At 44.6% G+C, this 16,134-nt stretch carries 14 protein-coding genes; 8 read left to right on the top strand and 6 right to left on the bottom strand.

What is annotated here, in order from left to right; translation table 11 throughout:
- Positions 1-53 precede the first annotated feature (53 nt).
- Complete coding sequence (locus AAA942_RS00370; protein WP_338218236.1) at positions 54-2,924, top strand: two-component regulator propeller domain-containing protein; 2,871 nt, start codon at positions 54-56, stop codon at positions 2,922-2,924.
- Here the strand turns inward: AAA942_RS00370 and AAA942_RS00365 are convergent.
- Positions 2,921-3,715, bottom strand: a complete 795-nt coding sequence (locus AAA942_RS00365) for a helix-turn-helix domain-containing protein (RefSeq protein WP_338218235.1) — start codon at positions 3,713-3,715, stop codon at positions 2,921-2,923. The two genes, AAA942_RS00370 and AAA942_RS00365, sit on opposite strands and share 4 nt — an antisense overlap.
- A gap of 139 nt (positions 3,716-3,854) precedes the next feature.
- Positions 3,855-4,721: a LysR family transcriptional regulator gene (locus AAA942_RS00360; protein WP_338218234.1), complete on the bottom strand. Its 867-nt coding sequence runs from the start codon at positions 4,719-4,721 to the stop codon at positions 3,855-3,857.
- Between the two features lie 178 nt (positions 4,722-4,899).
- Here AAA942_RS00360 and hutH point away from each other — a divergent pair, with 178 nt between their 5' ends.
- The 3 genes from hutH (at position 4,900) to AAA942_RS00345 (ending at position 9,924) form a co-directional block, all read left to right on the top strand.
- Positions 4,900-6,465: a histidine ammonia-lyase gene (hutH, locus tag AAA942_RS00355; RefSeq protein ID WP_338218233.1), complete on the top strand. Its 1,566-nt coding sequence runs from the start codon at positions 4,900-4,902 to the stop codon at positions 6,463-6,465.
- A 73-nt stretch (positions 6,466-6,538) separates the two neighbouring features.
- Positions 6,539-7,816: an imidazolonepropionase gene (gene hutI / locus AAA942_RS00350; protein ID WP_338218232.1), complete on the top strand. Its 1,278-nt coding sequence runs from the start codon at positions 6,539-6,541 to the stop codon at positions 7,814-7,816.
- Between the two features lie 104 nt (positions 7,817-7,920).
- The gene (locus AAA942_RS00345) at positions 7,921-9,924 is read left to right on the top strand and encodes a urocanate hydratase (protein ID WP_338218231.1); all 2,004 of its coding nucleotides are present in this window, start codon (positions 7,921-7,923) and stop codon (positions 9,922-9,924) included.
- A 49-nt stretch (positions 9,925-9,973) separates the two neighbouring features.
- Here AAA942_RS00345 and AAA942_RS00340 read toward each other — a convergent pair whose 3' ends face one another.
- Entirely contained in the window at positions 9,974-10,597 is a 624-nt protein-coding gene (locus AAA942_RS00340; RefSeq protein WP_338218230.1) for a Uma2 family endonuclease, read from the bottom strand.
- An 83-nt stretch (positions 10,598-10,680) separates the two neighbouring features.
- Here AAA942_RS00340 and hutG point away from each other — a divergent pair, with 83 nt between their 5' ends.
- Complete coding sequence (gene hutG, locus AAA942_RS00335) at positions 10,681-11,637, top strand: formimidoylglutamase (protein WP_338218229.1); 957 nt, start codon at positions 10,681-10,683, stop codon at positions 11,635-11,637.
- Between the two features lie 95 nt (positions 11,638-11,732).
- On the opposite strand, the gene AAA942_RS00330 is transcribed toward hutG, so the two are convergent.
- Positions 11,733-12,569 (bottom strand): 1,4-dihydroxy-2-naphthoyl-CoA synthase, encoded by an 837-nt coding sequence (locus tag AAA942_RS00330; RefSeq protein WP_338218228.1) that lies wholly within the window; start codon positions 12,567-12,569, stop codon positions 11,733-11,735.
- A 95-nt stretch (positions 12,570-12,664) separates the two neighbouring features.
- On the opposite strand from AAA942_RS00330, the gene AAA942_RS00325 reads away from it, so the two are divergent.
- The 3 genes from AAA942_RS00325 (at position 12,665) to AAA942_RS00315 (ending at position 15,019) form a co-directional block, all read left to right on the top strand.
- Positions 12,665-13,732 (top strand): AMP-binding protein, encoded by a 1,068-nt coding sequence (locus AAA942_RS00325; protein ID WP_338218227.1) that lies wholly within the window; start codon positions 12,665-12,667, stop codon positions 13,730-13,732.
- The gene (locus tag AAA942_RS00320) at positions 13,729-14,157 is read left to right on the top strand and encodes a DUF2141 domain-containing protein (RefSeq protein WP_338218226.1); all 429 of its coding nucleotides are present in this window, start codon (positions 13,729-13,731) and stop codon (positions 14,155-14,157) included. The genes AAA942_RS00325 and AAA942_RS00320 overlap by 4 nt, the downstream gene beginning before the upstream one ends.
- A gap of 100 nt (positions 14,158-14,257) precedes the next feature.
- Positions 14,258-15,019, top strand: a complete 762-nt coding sequence (locus AAA942_RS00315) for a hypothetical protein (protein WP_338218225.1) — start codon at positions 14,258-14,260, stop codon at positions 15,017-15,019.
- Positions 15,020-15,075: 56 nt separating this feature from the next.
- On the opposite strand, the gene AAA942_RS00310 is transcribed toward AAA942_RS00315, so the two are convergent.
- Together AAA942_RS00310 and AAA942_RS00305 are read right to left on the bottom strand one after the other, a co-directional pair.
- Positions 15,076-15,849, bottom strand: coding sequence for an XRE family transcriptional regulator (locus AAA942_RS00310; protein ID WP_338218224.1), 774 nt, complete (start codon positions 15,847-15,849; stop codon positions 15,076-15,078).
- On the bottom strand, positions 15,846-16,103 hold the full coding sequence (locus AAA942_RS00305; RefSeq protein WP_338218223.1) for a hypothetical protein: 258 nt from the start codon (positions 16,101-16,103) through the stop codon (positions 15,846-15,848). Before AAA942_RS00305 ends, AAA942_RS00310 begins: the two co-directional genes overlap by 4 nt.
- Between the last annotated feature and the right edge of the window lie 31 nt (positions 16,104-16,134).

The following is a 16,134-nucleotide window of genomic DNA, read 5'->3' as shown; positions in this document are numbered from 1 at the left end:
AGATGTTGGAAATCAATAGTTTTTGAACATATTTGTTCGACCCAAAATAACTTATGAGAACTTGTTTATCCCTGATCTTATATTTACTTCTATTAGGTAATTGTTTCGCCCAATCTCCGGGTCTGCCCTTTTCAAAATACTATTCGACCAATGATTATCAGGGAGGAATCCAGAATTTTTCATTTACTCAGAATGATCTGGGACTGATCTATGTAGCCAATAATTTTGGGCTTTTGGAATATGACGGGAGTACTTGGAGGCGCTACACCCTTCCCAACAGCACCAAAATCCGGGATGTGGCCATTGATGATTCAGGGACCATTTTCGTGGCTGGACAGGCTCAGTTCGGGTATTTCAGACCCAATGAGAGTGGAAAACTGAGCTATTTTTCCTTGCTGGAAAAGCTGCCTGAAGAAAAACAAAACCTGGAGGAAATCTGGAGGATTCTCTTTATTCAGGATAAAATCGTCTTTTGTACTTTCGACGAAATCTTTATTTTCAACAAAAATCTGGAACTGGCCCATATCCTTGACCTTGAGGGAGACTTTGAGAGTTTTCACATAGCCAACAATAATCTCCTGGTAAACCAAAATGAAAAAGGCTTGCTCTATCTGGAAAATGATCAGCTTGCAGCCTGGGAAAAGGGGGATTTTTTCAAAGATATGCTGGTTGTGGGGTTTATTTCACTGACCAAAAACCAGCATTTGGTCTTTACTCGTAACGAAGGAATTTTCAGCTTTTCTCCTTCCAAAACAGAACCTTGGAGAGCCAATATTCCGGTAGATATCCAAATCAATACAGTACATCAGCTGAAAAATGGAAATATCGCAATCGGAAGCCAAAGAAATGGACTTTTTATCCTGAGTCCTGAAGGAGAAATTCTTCTGGAGATGAACAAGGAAAACGGACTGAGAAATAATTCCATTCTTTCGCTTTTTGAAGATGTCTCCGGCAATCTTTGGGTGGGACACAACAATGGTATTACACTACTTGAGTTGAGCTTACCCTTCCGCTTGATCGATCAGTTTTCCGGACTTCCCGGAACAGGCTATGATGCCTATTTCAAAGAAAATCAGCTCATTTATGGAACCAATTACGGGCTTTTCTCAGAGACTTGGAATGGGAAATCTACCAAAGGAGTTTCTTCCGTATCCGGAGGTATTGGGCAGGTCTATCAGATTTCGGAAATACAAAACTTCCTGCTTTCAGCTCAGAATGACGGGGCCTTTCAAATCCAAAACGGAAGTGTTAAAGCTATTGACGGACCGCCTGGAATTTGGAACTTCCAACCGCTAAAAGATCATCCCAATCTTGTTCTGGCTGGTAGCTATAGTGGTTTTCTACTCTTTGAAATAGAAAATGGTTCGATCCGGTTTCTCAGGAAATTGAAAGGCTTTGAAGAGTCCAGCCGACTGTTTGAGCAGGACAGCAACGGAGACATCTGGATGGCCCATGGATACAAAGGAATATACCGACTGAGGCTAAACTCCTCCTTGGATTCTTTGGAATTCAAGTTTTACGGTACAGAGTCAGGCCTTCCTACCACCCTTTTGAACAGCGTCTGGAAGCTGAACAATCAGCTGGTCTTTTCTACGCAGTATGGCTTGTACCGACACAATCCAGAATCGGACCGATTGGAATTGGACCCAAACTTCCAGCCATATTTTGACTACGATTTTTCGGCCACAAGTATGGCCGAAGATCCTTTGGGAAATATTTTCTATCTGGGTGAAAAGGAAGTCGGGGTACTTGAACGTCAAATCAACGGGTCCTACACTAAAAACAACCAGATTTTCAACAAAATCAAACCCTTCCTCAATGACGATCTCCAGAATATTTCCCTTATCCGGCCCAATGAAGTTCTTTTTGCTGCCAACGAGGGTTTTATTTGGTATAAACTGGACAGAAATTACAGCGCACCCCAGGCTTTTCCTACACTGATTCGTTCAGTTTACCTTACTGGAATTGCTGATTCGCTGATTTGGGAAGGAAAGTACATTGCGGAGAAGGAAAACTCAATTCAAAAAATTCCGAATATTCCATACCATCGGGCAAATCTGAGATTTGAGGCAAGCAATCCTATTCCCAATAATGAAAATACCACCCAATACCAGTTTTGGTTGGAAGGACTGGAGGATGGATTTGGTGAATGGACGACCAAAAGAGACAAAGCCTTCACCAATCTCCGTGAGGGAAATTACACCTTTCACGTGCGCAGCAAGGACATTTACAGTCAGATAGGAGAAGAAGATCAATTTGAATTCAAAGTGCTTCCACCTTGGTATCGAAGTCCTTTGGCCTATGTGATTTATACTATTCTGGGAATCATCGCCTTGGCTTTGGCTTTCCGCTATTTGGACCGAAGAATGAAAAAAGCAGCTGCGAAAATCAAGGCTGCCCAATCCAAAGTAATTCAGCAAAAAGAAAGTGATCTGAAGGATTCCCAGCGGGAAATAGAGCGATTAAAAACGGAAAAGCTCAGGTCTGAAATTCTGATTAAAAACAAGGAATTGGCATCCACCACCATGCACCTGATCAACAAAAACGGATTTATCGATCAGACCAAAACCCAACTGATGAACATCACCAAAAAGAGCAAGAATCAGGAGGTAAAAGATGAAATCAAAAAAATCATCAACAGCATCGAGAAAAACATTGCCGGAGATAAGGATTGGGAGCAGTTTGAAATGCATTTTGACGAGGTACACGGTGACTTCATGAACCGTTTTAAAACCAAATTCCCTGATCTCAGCCCTCAGGAAATCAAATTGAGCGCTTACCTCAGGATGAACCTATCTTCCAAAGAAATCGCCAATCTGATGAATATCTCCGTACGGGGAGTGGAAATCGCCCGGTATCGACTGCGCAAAAAAATTCATTTGGAACGCTCAGACAATCTTCAGGAGTTTATTCTCAAATTCTAAGCAGCAGAAAAATCAGAATCGGGAGAGTTTCCTCTCCCGATTTTTTGTGACAAATAAATCATCAATCCGATTTGCCCGATTTCTGCCATGGTCAAAGGAATCAGACCAATGAAAGCAGCAAATCCAGTAAATAAGAATATCCCGCTGATGATAGTAAGGATCCCAACGATCATTGGAATGGCGGAAAAACGGTTTTTATATCCGAGGAAAGCCATTCCCAAGAGAACATAAAAGAAGCCGAAGGAACTGATTTTGACCATGTAGTAATCTCCCAATTGAATCCAATCAGTCATCAATGCAATAAGGTCGACACCAAGCCATATTACACTGGCGCCAAGCATCATCAAAGCTCCTACTTTCAGCAGGGAATTTGGGAATTGCTGAGTCATTTTTACCCAGGCAAACATGAAAAGCATATATCCCAAACCACTTGCAATTTTAATGAAGGAAAATGCCCCTCGGCTGATTTCTTCCTTTCCTTCGATGAATTCTACCTCATAGCCGATTTCAAAAATGGAAAGAAAGAAATAAACCAAAGCGGAAGCTATCCCCACATAAATAAAAGGAGATATCTTATTGACCTTAAAATCGGCACTTTCTTCCATGGTCCCCTGAAAATCCAAGGCTTCAAATAGCGCCTTGATCGTGTAACTTCTGGGAGTCACCTCCCCTGCCTCGATCCGCTGAATGGTGCGGACGTTCAGATTGCATTTTTCGACGAGCTCCTCTTGCGTGAGTCCTTTGGCTTTTCTCAATTCAGAGATCTTCTTGCCTAATTCCGGTTGTTTCATTGTGAATTGTGTTTTTGGTTTGACCATGGCAAGTTGATTCAAATGGAAATTCTTTAGCGCGAAAAAAGGGCGGAATTGACCCGACATTTAGACGGCATTTGCTCAAAAATAGGATTTTTAGCCATTTTAAGCCCTTTTTTTAAATCAAACTCAAAACCTTCCCCAATACGGGATTTCGGTTTTCCAGCTTCCAGATCAAAGACAATTCTGTGAATTGGGTGATGGCAGGGATTTCCATAAAGCGCACATTGAGCTCATAGCCTTCTTTCAGGGAAGTGGGCACGATGGCTACTCCCAACCCATTTTCCACCAAACGGAAAATCGTCAAGGCATGCACGGATTTGTGCTTGATTCTTGGCGAAAATCCTGCATCCCGACAGATTCCCAAAATCTGCTCGTAGTAAAAATTGGAGTAATCGGAAGAGAAAAGGATAAATGATTCATCAGAAAACTGACCGACACTTTGGAATGTGTCAACGGAAATCGGGTGATCTGCGGGAACTACCAGAGAAAACGTATCCCTGTAAACCGATCGCATTTCCAAATCCTCAGGCACCGAAGCCAGTCGGACAAATCCCAAGTCCAGCTTGTCTTTTTGGATCATTTCCACTTGGATCTGATTGCTCAATTCTTCCAGGCTGGTGTTGATTTTTGGAAAACGGGAATTGAGTTTTTGAAGCAAATCAGGGAGTACTTGATTGGAAGCTGAACCTAAAAACCCGATTCTCAACTCTCCTTCCTTACCCTGAGCGATTTCCTGAATCTGCTTTTGGGTGATCTGCAGGTGATTCAAGATAAAATCCACCTCTCTTTTGAAATACTCACCAGCCGCGGTCAGCTCTACATGCTTTCGGTCCCGCTCAAACAGCTGCACACCCATCTCCTCCTCCAGCTGCTTGATCTGCCGACTCAGTCCGGGTTGGGAAATAAACAGGCGCTCTGCCGCTTTTCGATAATTCAACTCCTCCGCCACTGCTTGGAAGTAACTCAAATGTCTTAGCTCCATTGATGCTTATTGATTATCAATACTTGACAAAAATAGTATCAAAAAGCATCAAATAGAAGCGGTAATTTTACAGAACCTTGGAGGCCTTAGCGACCTCGAAGGCTTTAAAGCTTCATGAATTCAACGAAAAAACTCAAAACCTTCGGGGTTTTCAAAAATCCCAAAGGTTAACCAAACCATGAAAACCTTTAACTACGGTCAAGACCGACTTACCGCTTCCCTTGCTTTGGGATTGGCTTCAGGCGAAATCAAAGGAATTTTCAGCCCGGAAACCATCCATAAAATCAAGGAATCTGCAGAAGCTGTAGAAAAAATAGCCCAAGGCGAAGCCATCGTCTATGGAATCAACACAGGTTTTGGTCCGCTCTGCACCAGCAAAATCTCGGCAGCAGATACCAAAACCCTTCAGGAAAACCTGCTGAAAAGCCATGCAGTAGGCGTAGGCGAACCTGTAGACTTGGAAATATCCAGGCTGATGATGGTTCTGAAAATTCATGCGTTGGCTCAGGGATTTTCAGGTATTCGATGGGAAACTGTGGAAAGAATCCACTGGATGCTGGAGAATGATATCGTTCCCTTGGTCCCAATTCAAGGTTCTGTAGGGGCATCAGGGGATTTGGCTCCGCTTTCTCATTTGTTTTTGCCTTTGATTGGATTGGGAAAAGTCTCTTACGGGGGAAAAGTCCAAAAGTCCAATGAAGTGTTGGAGCAAATGGGGAAAAAGCCACTTCACCTGGGACCAAAAGAAGGTCTTGCGCTGATCAACGGTACCCAATTTATGGCTGCGCACGGAGTGAAAGTGGTCCAGAAGCTTCACAACCTGTTGACCCATGCCAGCATCACCGGGGCGATGATGATTGAGGGATTGATGGGTTCGGTCAAGCCTTTTTATACCGATTTGCATTTACTCCGCCCTTATTCCGGAAGTAGGCACGTTGCTGAAACTATCCAGAATCTGCTCAAGGACTCGGAAATAGTCGCTTCTCATCTCTACTGTGCGAGAGTTCAGGACCCCTACTCCCTTCGATGCATGCCGCAGGTTCACGGAGCGAGCTGGAATGCCTACCTCCATCTCAAAGAAATCCTGGAGATCGAGATCAATTCAGTGACGGACAATCCCGTAGTTTTTGATGAAAATCACACCATTTCCGGAGGACATTTTCACGGACAGCCGATTGCTTTGCCTTTGGACTATGCGACTTTGGCAGCATCTGAGATCGGAAACATTGCCGACAGGAGAATTTATCTATCCATCGAAGGGGATACGCCGGGTGTGCCCAAACTTTTGCTTAAAGAAACCGGCCTCAATTCCGGCTTGATGATTCCCCAATACACTACGGCAGCTTTGGCTTCGGAAAACAAAGGCCTTTGTTTTCCCGCTTCGGCAGATTCCATACCTACTTCACTGGGTCAGGAAGATCACGTCAGCATGGGAAGTATCAGTGCCAGAAAGGCACTAAGAGTGATCGAAAATGTAGAAAAAATACTTGGGATCGAGCTGTTCTATGCCGCACAGGCTATGGACTATCATGCTCCGCTGAAGTCGGGAAAAATCATGACCACTATCTACGAGCGGGTAAGGCAAAGCATCGACCCGGTGATTTCCGATCGGATTCTCTATGAGGATATGGAGACCGCTATTGATTTGGTGAAAAGCGGAGAATTGGTGAATCTGGCGAAGAAGGTGGCCGATCAGGAAGGATTGGCTTTTGAAACGGAATGGAGTGAACTATTTGAGTATTAAAAAGGGCTCACAGATGACACGGATTACAACAAATCTCATCTGTGCTCATCTGTGAAATCTGTGAGAGATAAAAATGAAAAAGCTAAAACTAATCGGCCCAATCTCCCAAGTGCTGACCCTGGATCATCTCCCGCTCAAAGGAGCGCTGAAAGACGATCAATTGGAGCTCATCGAGCAGGCAGGAATCCTAATTGAAGAAGAAAAAATCTTTCAGGTTGGGAAGTGGGAAAACCTAACCAAGCAATTTCCAGAAGCTGAGATTTTCGAATTAAAGGGGGATTATGTGGCCATGCCTGGAATGGTGGATTGCCATACCCATATTTGCTTTGGTGGCTCTCGGGCCAAGGATTTTGCCATGCGAAATGCAGGAAAAACCTACCTCGAGATCGCCCAATCCGGAGGAGGAATCTGGGAAACGGTGACCCAAACCCGAAAACTGAGTCAAGTAGATCTGGCAAAAATCACAGCGAATCATGCCAATCGTCACCTTTCCGAAGGTGTGACTACCATTGAAGTAAAAAGCGGATATGGGCTTTCGGTAGAGGAAGAATTAAAAATGCTCCGGGCGATCCAAGAAGCAAAAAGTCTGACTTCAGCTGATTTGATTCCCACTTGCTTGGCTGCCCACATGAAGCCTAAGGATTTTTCAGGGACCAATCCCGAGTATTTGGAGATGATTTCAACTGAGCTTTTTCCTATTCTGAATAAAGAAAATCTAACTCAACGCATCGATGCCTTTGTGGAGAAAAGTGCTTTTTCTCCGGATGAAATCAAACCCTATTTTCAAAAGGCTAAAGAAATGAGCTTTGATTTGACTGTTCACGCGGATCAGTTTACGGTGGGAGGTTCGAAAGTGGCCCTAGAATCAGGTGCTTTGTCCGCTGACCACCTGGAAGCTTCCGGAGACGAAGAAATCCGAAATTTGGCCCAATCAAATACCCTTGCAGTTGCACTTCCCGGTGCTTCGATAGGTTTGGGATGCTCCTTTACTCCCGCTCGCAAGGTTCTAGATCAGGGCGGAGCTTTAGCCATCGCCTCCGACTGGAATCCGGGTTCGGCACCTATGGGAGACTTACTCGCTCAGGCTTCTATTTTGGCTACGTTCGAAAAACTGAGCACAGCCGAAGTCTTGGCTGGAATTACTTTCCGGGCTGCAGCAGCACTTGGATTAGCAGATCGGGGGAAATTAACCCAGGGTCAATTGGCTGATTTTATCCTTTTCCCTACCAAAGATTATCGGGAGATTCTATACCATCAAGGGAAGATGAAGCCGATGGAAGTGTGGAAGTCAGGAAGTAAGGAGGTTAGGAAGACGGGAGGTATGGATGCTTTGAAGTCCGGTGTCAGATGACCGATGTCATAGGAGAATCATAATTAAAAATGGCCTCCAATTCTGAGTTTAAGGACCAAAAAGGGTCATAAATCGTAAATCAAAAACCGTAATTCGTAAATCCCATGTCTTTTCAAGATCAAATCATACAAGGAATCCCTTCAGAGTTACCTCCAAAAAAACTGCGAAATCCCGCTATTTCGCATGCGCCGAAGCGAAAGGATATCCTTTCTCCGGAAGAGAAAAAACTGGCGCTTAGCAATGCCTTGCGCTATTTCCCAAAGGAATGGCATCAGGAATTGGCTAGTGAATTTTTGGAAGAATTGAAAAGCTACGGGCGAATCTACATGTATCGCTTTATGCCGGACTATAAGATGTATGCAAGGCCAATTTCCGAATATCCAAACCAATCCAAGCAGGCTGCTGCGATCATGCTGATGATCCAAAACAATTTGGATCCTGCCGTGGCGCAGCATCCCGAGGAATTGATCACTTATGGTGGAAATGGGGCTGTATTTCAGAATTGGGCCCAATACCTGCTCACGATGAAATACCTAGCGGAGATGAGTGATGAGCAAACTTTGCACATGTATTCTGGCCACCCCATGGGGCTTTTTCCCTCTTCTCCCGAGGCACCACGAGTCATCGTCACCAATGGAATGATGATCCCCAACTATTCCAAACCGGACGATTGGGAGCGATTCAATGCACTGGGAGTCACTCAATACGGGCAAATGACGGCGGGTTCGTACATGTACATCGGCCCACAAGGAATAGTCCATGGCACCACAATTACAGTCATGAATGCCTTTAGGAAAAAGTTGAAAAATGGTCAATCTTCCCGGGGCAAGCTTTTCCTTACAGCCGGACTGGGCGGAATGAGCGGCGCCCAACCCAAAGCAGGGAATATTGCCGGTTGCGTATCCGTATGCGCAGAAGTCAATCCCGCCGCTGCCAGAAAACGATTCGAACAGGGTTGGGTAGATGAATTGATCGAAGACTTGGATCAATTGGTTGCGAGAGTTCAAAGAGCAAAAGAAGCAGAAGAAGTGGTTTCCATCGCCTTTTTAGGCAATGTGGTGGATGTTTGGGAGCGTTTTGATCAGCAAAACATATTCGTTGAACTCGGGTCAGACCAAACTTCTTTGCACAATCCTTGGGCAGGTGGGTACTATCCTGTGGGACTGACTTTCGAAGAATCCAATCAGCTTATGGCAAATGATCCTGTGGCTTTTAAGGAAAAAGTTCAGGCATCATTGCGGCGACAAGCTGCTGCGATCAATCGTCACGCAGCCAAAGGAACCTATTTTTTCGACTACGGAAATGCCTTTTTGCTGGAAGCATCAAGGGCCGGTGCTGAAGTGATGGCAGAAAATGGAATTGATTTCCGCTATCCAAGCTATGTGCAGGATATTTTGGGGCCGATGTGTTTTGACTATGGATTTGGTCCTTTTCGATGGGTTTGCACCTCAGGAAAAGCACAAGATCTGCGAAAAAGTGATCAGATAGCCGCTGAAGTATTAAAAGAAATCATGGAACATGCTCCCACTAGCATTTCCCAACAGATGCAGGACAACATCACCTGGATCGAGGAGGCTGAGAAAAACAAGTTGGTGGTAGGTTCGCAGGCTCGAATTCTCTATGCAGATGCCGAAGGGCGAAGAAAAATTGCCGGAGCTTTCAACAAGGCCATTTCAGAAGGGGAAATCTCCGCTCCGATTGTCTTGGGTAGAGATCATCATGACGTCAGCGGGACGGATTCTCCTTATCGGGAGACGAGCAATATTTACGATGGAAGCCGATTTACTGCCGATATGGCGATACACAATGTAATCGGGGACAGTTTTCGGGGAGCGACCTGGGTGTCCATCCACAATGGTGGCGGTGTTGGCTGGGGAGAGGTGATCAATGGAGGATTTGGATTGGTTTTGGATGGAAGTCAAGAAGCGGGAAGAAGATTAAAATCGATGCTTTTCTACGATGTCAACAATGGAATTGCACGCCGAGCTTGGGCGAGAAATACGGGTTCGATGGAAGCGATTCGACGGGAAATGGACCGGACTCCGGGATTAAAAGTGACGTTTCCGGAATTGGTGGATGAGGAGATTTTTGAAAATCTTATTCATTGACGGGCAACTTTTCCAAAGTTTCGAACTTTGGAAAAGTTCTTCAGAGAAATCAACTTTCCTCGAAAACCTCCTTCAAATCCAATTCAAATCCGGGAAGTACGTTTGATGTTACTTTTTGACCAGTGGTGAAAAGCCTCGAGGGCTGATATATTCCATCCACCAAGACATTGATTTGAAGGGTGTTTTCTACAGGATGAATGATCCAGTATTCCTTGACGCCAAACTCTTGATAGAGATCGTATTTGTTTTGAAGTTCTACTTGGCTATTGCTCGGAGAAAGGATCTCCACAATCAAATCCGGGGCACCTAGGCAGCCTTTTTCATCCAGTTTACTAGGGTCACAAATCACCGAAATATCCGGTTGGACCACGGAATCAATGGTTTTAATGTCAGGATCTTTTGATAATCTCACATCAAAAGGGGCGGAGTAGACTTGGCAAATATGCCCTTTCAAAAATGCATGAAAATGCACGAACAAATTCCCAGACACAGCTTGATGTCTTCTATTCGGTGAAGCTGCCTTTTTAAAAACTTTCCCTTTGATTAACTCCACAATTTCCTCAAAGTTCCATGTCAAGTAATCGGCATAGGTATATCCGGAAAAAGTAGAATCAGGCTCCCTAAATGCATCCAAATCAATATTCTCTTTTTCAGGAATTCGGTAAGGCTTCATGACTATCTCCTAATGGTCAACGAAATTAACAAACAAGTTTTCTTAAGTTAGAGTAAATAACACAAGACTCAAATCGAAAGCCTATGAATCTTCACCAAAACCCCTCTCCCTATCACTGGTCAGGCCGCAAATCCGATCAATTGGATTATTGGCATCAAGAAGTTAAGACAATTTCGAATTTGGACTTGGTTCAAAGTCCAGAAAAGAAAGTAGGAATTCTCGGCTATGCCGGCGAGGAAGGAGTCATTCGAAATCAAGGTCGATTGGGAACCTTAGAAGGTCCTGCAGCAATCCGCAAAATGCTGGGTTCTGTCGCTTATCATCTCCCAGAAAATCTTCCTCTATTGGATTACGGAGATATTTTCACCATTAATCAAGACTTAGAAGCTTCTCATGATGCACTATCTAAAATCACGCTTGACCTGTTAAAAAGCCATCATTTCCCCGTGCTTCTGGGAGGTGGTCATGATTTAGCCTATGCCCACGGTCGAGGAGTGCAGCAATTCATTTCCGAAAAAGGCGAAAAACTCGGAATCATCAACCTTGACGCACACTTTGACTTAAGACCCCTGGTTGGAGGAAAAGCCCATTCAGGTTCTCCCTTCCTCCAGTTAGCTCAAGAATTTCCGGGTAACTTTCATTACTTGGCTTTAGGTATTCAACGGGCTGCCAACCCCAAATCCCTTTTCCAAACAGCAGAAAGACTCAACAGTCGGTATCTGGTCATGGAAGACTTCCGACTCAACAATTGGGAATATATCGAGGAGCAGATTATCTGGTTTTTAGACTCGGTGAATAAGGTGTATTTGAGTATCGACTTGGATGGATTTTCCTCGGCTTTTGCTCCGGGTGTATCCGCACCTTCTCCCATGGGATTCAATCCTCAGATCGCTTTCAAAGTTTTTGAATTGATCGCTAAAAGCAAAAAACTGATCAGCCTGGACGTGGTCGAACTTAACCCGAAATTTGATCAGGACAATGCCACAGCGAGGTTGGCTGCCCGGGCTATTGAGTATATTTTGAGGAAGGTTTTTGGGTGAAATTATTGCTAAATTCTGCTTTAAGCAAAGTAAAATACTAACAAAAAAAGAGGCTGAATTCGAAAAATTCAGCCTCTTTTTTTACTTGAATTAAATCAAGGTATCCACTTGATATGCTTGAAGTTAGGCTTTCTCTTTTCAAGAAATGCATTCCGTCCTTCTTTTGCCTCTTCCGTCATGTAAGCCAGGCGAGTTGCCTCTCCGGCAAAGACCTGCTGACCGACCATTCCATCGTCAGTGAGATTCATCGCAAACTTCAACATCTTGATCGAGGTCGGAGACTTAGCGAGTATCTCCTGAGCCCATTCATAGGCCGTATTTTCCAATTCTGCATGAGGAATCACCGCGTTAACCATCCCCATATCGAAGGCATCTTGAGCAGAATAATTTCGGCCTAAAAAGAATATCTCTCTTGCCTTTTTCTGACCGACCATTTTGGCCAAATACGCAGAACCGTACCCTCCGTCAAAGCTCGTCACATCGGCATCGGTCTGCTTGAAGATCGCATGTTCCTTGCTCGCCAAAGTCAGGTCACAGACCACATGCAAGCTGTGTCCACCTCCTACTGCCCAACCGGGAACTACAGCAATCACGACCTTTGGCATAAAGCGAATCAGACGCTGAACTTCCAGAATATTCAACCGATGATAGCCATCATCACCTACGTACCCTTGATGCCCTCGTGCCCGCTGATCTCCTCCGGAGCAGAAAGCCCAACCTCCGTCTTTCGGAGACGGTCCTTCTCCTGACAACAAAATCACCCCAATCGAGGTATCTTCTTGCGCATCGTAAAAGGCATCGTAAATTTCCGCTGTGGTTTTTGGACGAAAGGCATTTCGGACTTCTGGGCGATTGAAGGCGATTCGGGCCACGCCATTGCACTTTTTGTAGGTGATATCTTCGTATTCTTTGGCTGTAATCCAGTTGATCATGATCGTTTGGTTTAAAAATTACATTTTTGTGCAAGTTAACCCTCTCCTGCGGAATTTGTTACTTGGAAAACCGCTTTCTAACTGCTTCCCAACCTATGTTTCGACTCCATTTTGAGAATCAAGCCTATTCGAAAGCCGAAGATTTTGAAGTGAATCCGAGAGATTTACCGGAATATGCACAAGCTGCCTTTTCGTTTTGCAAAAGCTGGTTGGAAGGAGAAAAAACCTTTACCCAATCCACTTCCGGCTCCACTGGAACCCCCAAGCAAATACCCATTTCCAGAGACCAAATGATGGCAAGTGCGCAAGGGACCGGATCTTTTTTTAAAACTGACCCTAATTCAAAACTGCTCTGCTGCCTCAATCCTGCCTATATCGCCGGGAAAATGATGCTGGTTAGGGCGATGGTTTGGAACTGTGAAATTCATTTGGTAGAGCCCAGTTCCGACCCCCTAAGCAAGATCGATGAGGGTTTTGATTTTGTCGCGATGGTTCCCCTTCAGGTGCAGGCGTCTATGGAAGATCAAACAAGTCTTCCAAAACTCAAATCCATTCATCATCTGATCATCGGTGGGGCTCCAATTTCAGCGAAGTTGAAAGTCAAATTGGTAGAAAACGGCATCGAGGCCTGGCAAACCTTTGGCATGACGGAGACCGTTTCGCACATTGCCCTAGCCCCGATCCAAGCGGACGAACTGATCTATCAGATTTTACCGGGAGTTCAGTTTGGTCAGGATCAGCGTGGAGCCTTGTGGATCAAGTCTCAAATGAGCGGTCCCGATCCTATTCAAACCAATGACCTTATTGAACTTCGGTCAGAAACTTCTTTTGTTTGGCTGGGAAGAGCTGATTTTGTGATCAATAGTGGAGGTATCAAGATCCATCCTGAATTTTTGGAAGCCAAGATTGAATCGCATGTTCAGCGTTTCTTTTCTGATTCCCGATTTTTCATTTTTGGGGAAAAGGATGAAAAACTGGGGGAAAAAGTGATTCTTCTAATCGAATCCTCAACACTTGATGAAAAGAAGGCAGGAGAATTGCTGACTGAACTCAAGCACCAATTGGGCAAATACGAAGTGCCGAGGAAAATATCCTTTATCCCATCCTTTCAAATGACCCCAAACGGAAAAATCAATCGGAAAAAGACTATTTCCAATCTATGAAAGCATTCCTCCTTTTTCTGCTGCTTACTTGTTTTCCATTGTTGATAGAAGCACAGGAAAAACCTCTTGTGGAGATAGAAATTCTCCAGGCCAAGTCCAATTCCGGAATGATTCGGGTACTGGTTTTTCAGCAATCTGACGGATTTCCAGACGATCTCAATAAGGCCATTCGTTCTATTTCTGTTCCTTCCACCCTACCAACAAGCAAGCTTTTAATTGAGGATTTGGATGCGGGAACCTATGCCATTTCCATCATTCATGATGAAAATCTCAATGGGAAATTGGACACCAATCCAGTGGGCTATCCAACAGAACGCTTTGGATTTTCAAACAACCCCAAAATCTACTTTGGCCCTCCTTCTTTCGACAAAGCGGCTTTTAAATTGGAAAAAGGGAAAAAGACCATACAAATCCGCCTGAAATAGAACAAGGTATTTACCGGCTTTCATACCTGCCATCCTCCTTCATTTTCCGGATTTTCTCTTCAATTCCTCGAAAAGCCCTACTTTTGGCAAAAAATTAGGCATGAGCTCTGCTAAAAACTCCCTCACCGGTTTGATTCTGGAATACGATTCAGGATTGGTTCCCCCACCATACAGCCATGTGTTTCGATTGGCTTTGGATTGGAAACGAGGGGATTTGGAAGTACAACTTGACCTCCACTACACTGAGCGCGAGGAGCTTTCGGAAGAAGAAATTCTCGACGAAGGGTTTACCCTCAACGACGATTATCGATATCAGGGACCTTTGGACAAGGTTTGGATCGATCCCATTCAAGAACTGTACTCCAGCAGCAAGTGGACGAGCAAGGATATCGAGGACGGCGGAATCTCTCTGACCCCACAGGGACAGGGAAAAGAGGAAGGCGTAAAAATCCCTTCCAATCAGGAAGAGTGGCAGCTTATGGCACAGGACCTGATCCAGGCCATCTATGAAACCGTTAAAAAAGAAGCTCCGCTGCAGATCCACTTTCGAAAAGTCGATTCAGAAAGGGCTTGGGATTGCAGCCTTACGGTTCATTTCTCCCACAGGCAGGTAATTTTTGATCAAGGAGGAAAAACCCGAAATCTCAATTGGGAATATGCCATTCAGCTGATGAAACTTATTTTCACTCCTGACTATCACTATGAATTGGCTAAGGAATCTCCGGGAAACAAACGGGGAACTTACATAGACTGTGGAGACGGATATTGGCATGAATTAGGAAAAGGAGTGGTCAATATTGACCCATCTTTTGATGCAGTCGGGAAAATCAAGAACCGCCTTGATGAACTGATCGATTCCTGATTTAGGACTCAAAATTCGAATGGCTTTATTCCCTCTTCATGCCTTCCCCTTCTCTTTTAGCCTGTGATTTTCTTCAGATCAGAATGAATATCCTGAATCATCTTACCCAAGTCTTCTAGGGTCAAGGGAGTTTTCTTATCCCCCGGATTGGGGAAATCGGTGCTGATAAAGGCCTTGGCTTCCCAGACTTCCAATACATCCTCTCCCTTGACTTCATAGGGCTTGTAGTGGTCATTATCAGAGACCAAGAAGAGTTTGCCGTTTTCTGCCAGGTAATTAAAGACCCGCTTATACACGACCCCTTCTGTTTGTGTAACCAAAACGTAGGTTTTCCCGCTTTTGATTTGAGTAAGCTGATCCAAATACGCTCCGATCACAATAGTACCCGGAATCAAGGGAAGCATGGAGTCTCCGGCTAATTCAAAAGCCCGATAAGTCGCCTGCCGGGATAAATTTGGAAGATGAAATTGTGGTAAGGTCTCCATATATTCTGGGTCGGCAAATCCATTTAGATAGCCTGCAGAGGCCTTTTGACCCACCAGAGTAATATTCTCCCGATCATTCTCATCGGTCGCAATGGTGAGAATATTCAACTTTCGCTTTTGAAGTGCCTTGCGTCCCAGTCGCTCAATATCATGCTCGATCAACTCTTCCAAACCCACTTCAAGCAGCTCACTGATTTTCAGCAAGGTCGCCAATTTGGGCTCAGAGCGCCCATCTTCGTAGGCAGATATCATGGTTCGCTGCACGTCCAGCTGATCCGCAAGATCACTTTGGGTGATTCCTTTCACTTTGCGGAGGTATCGGAGATTTGAGGCTAAATAACTCATGCTGAAAAGAGATAAAAGTTAGGGTCGTCTTCCATAGGAGCGACAGGGAAAAACGGGTTCAAATTTCCCATTTTCGCCTTTCTGCTTTCCAATTTGGCCTTAATCTGCTCGATGATTTCTCCTACCGGCTTGGGTTCTGTGACCAAGAGATAGCCGTATTGTGGTCTTTGCTCATCTTCCACAAAAAATTTGACCTGATGATTGCCTGAGGCAAGTGCCTTGGAGGTGATCCTGATTTTCTCTGCTGATTCCATAGCTCTTTGATTTACATGAGTCAAGTTAGTA

The sequence above is a fragment of the Algoriphagus sp. oki45 genome, assembly GCF_036245605.1.
Taxonomy (GTDB): Bacteria; Bacteroidota; Bacteroidia; order Cytophagales; family Cyclobacteriaceae; genus Algoriphagus.
Note: the sequence above shows the minus strand (reverse complement) of the source record. Positions and strands in the feature narration are given on the sequence as shown.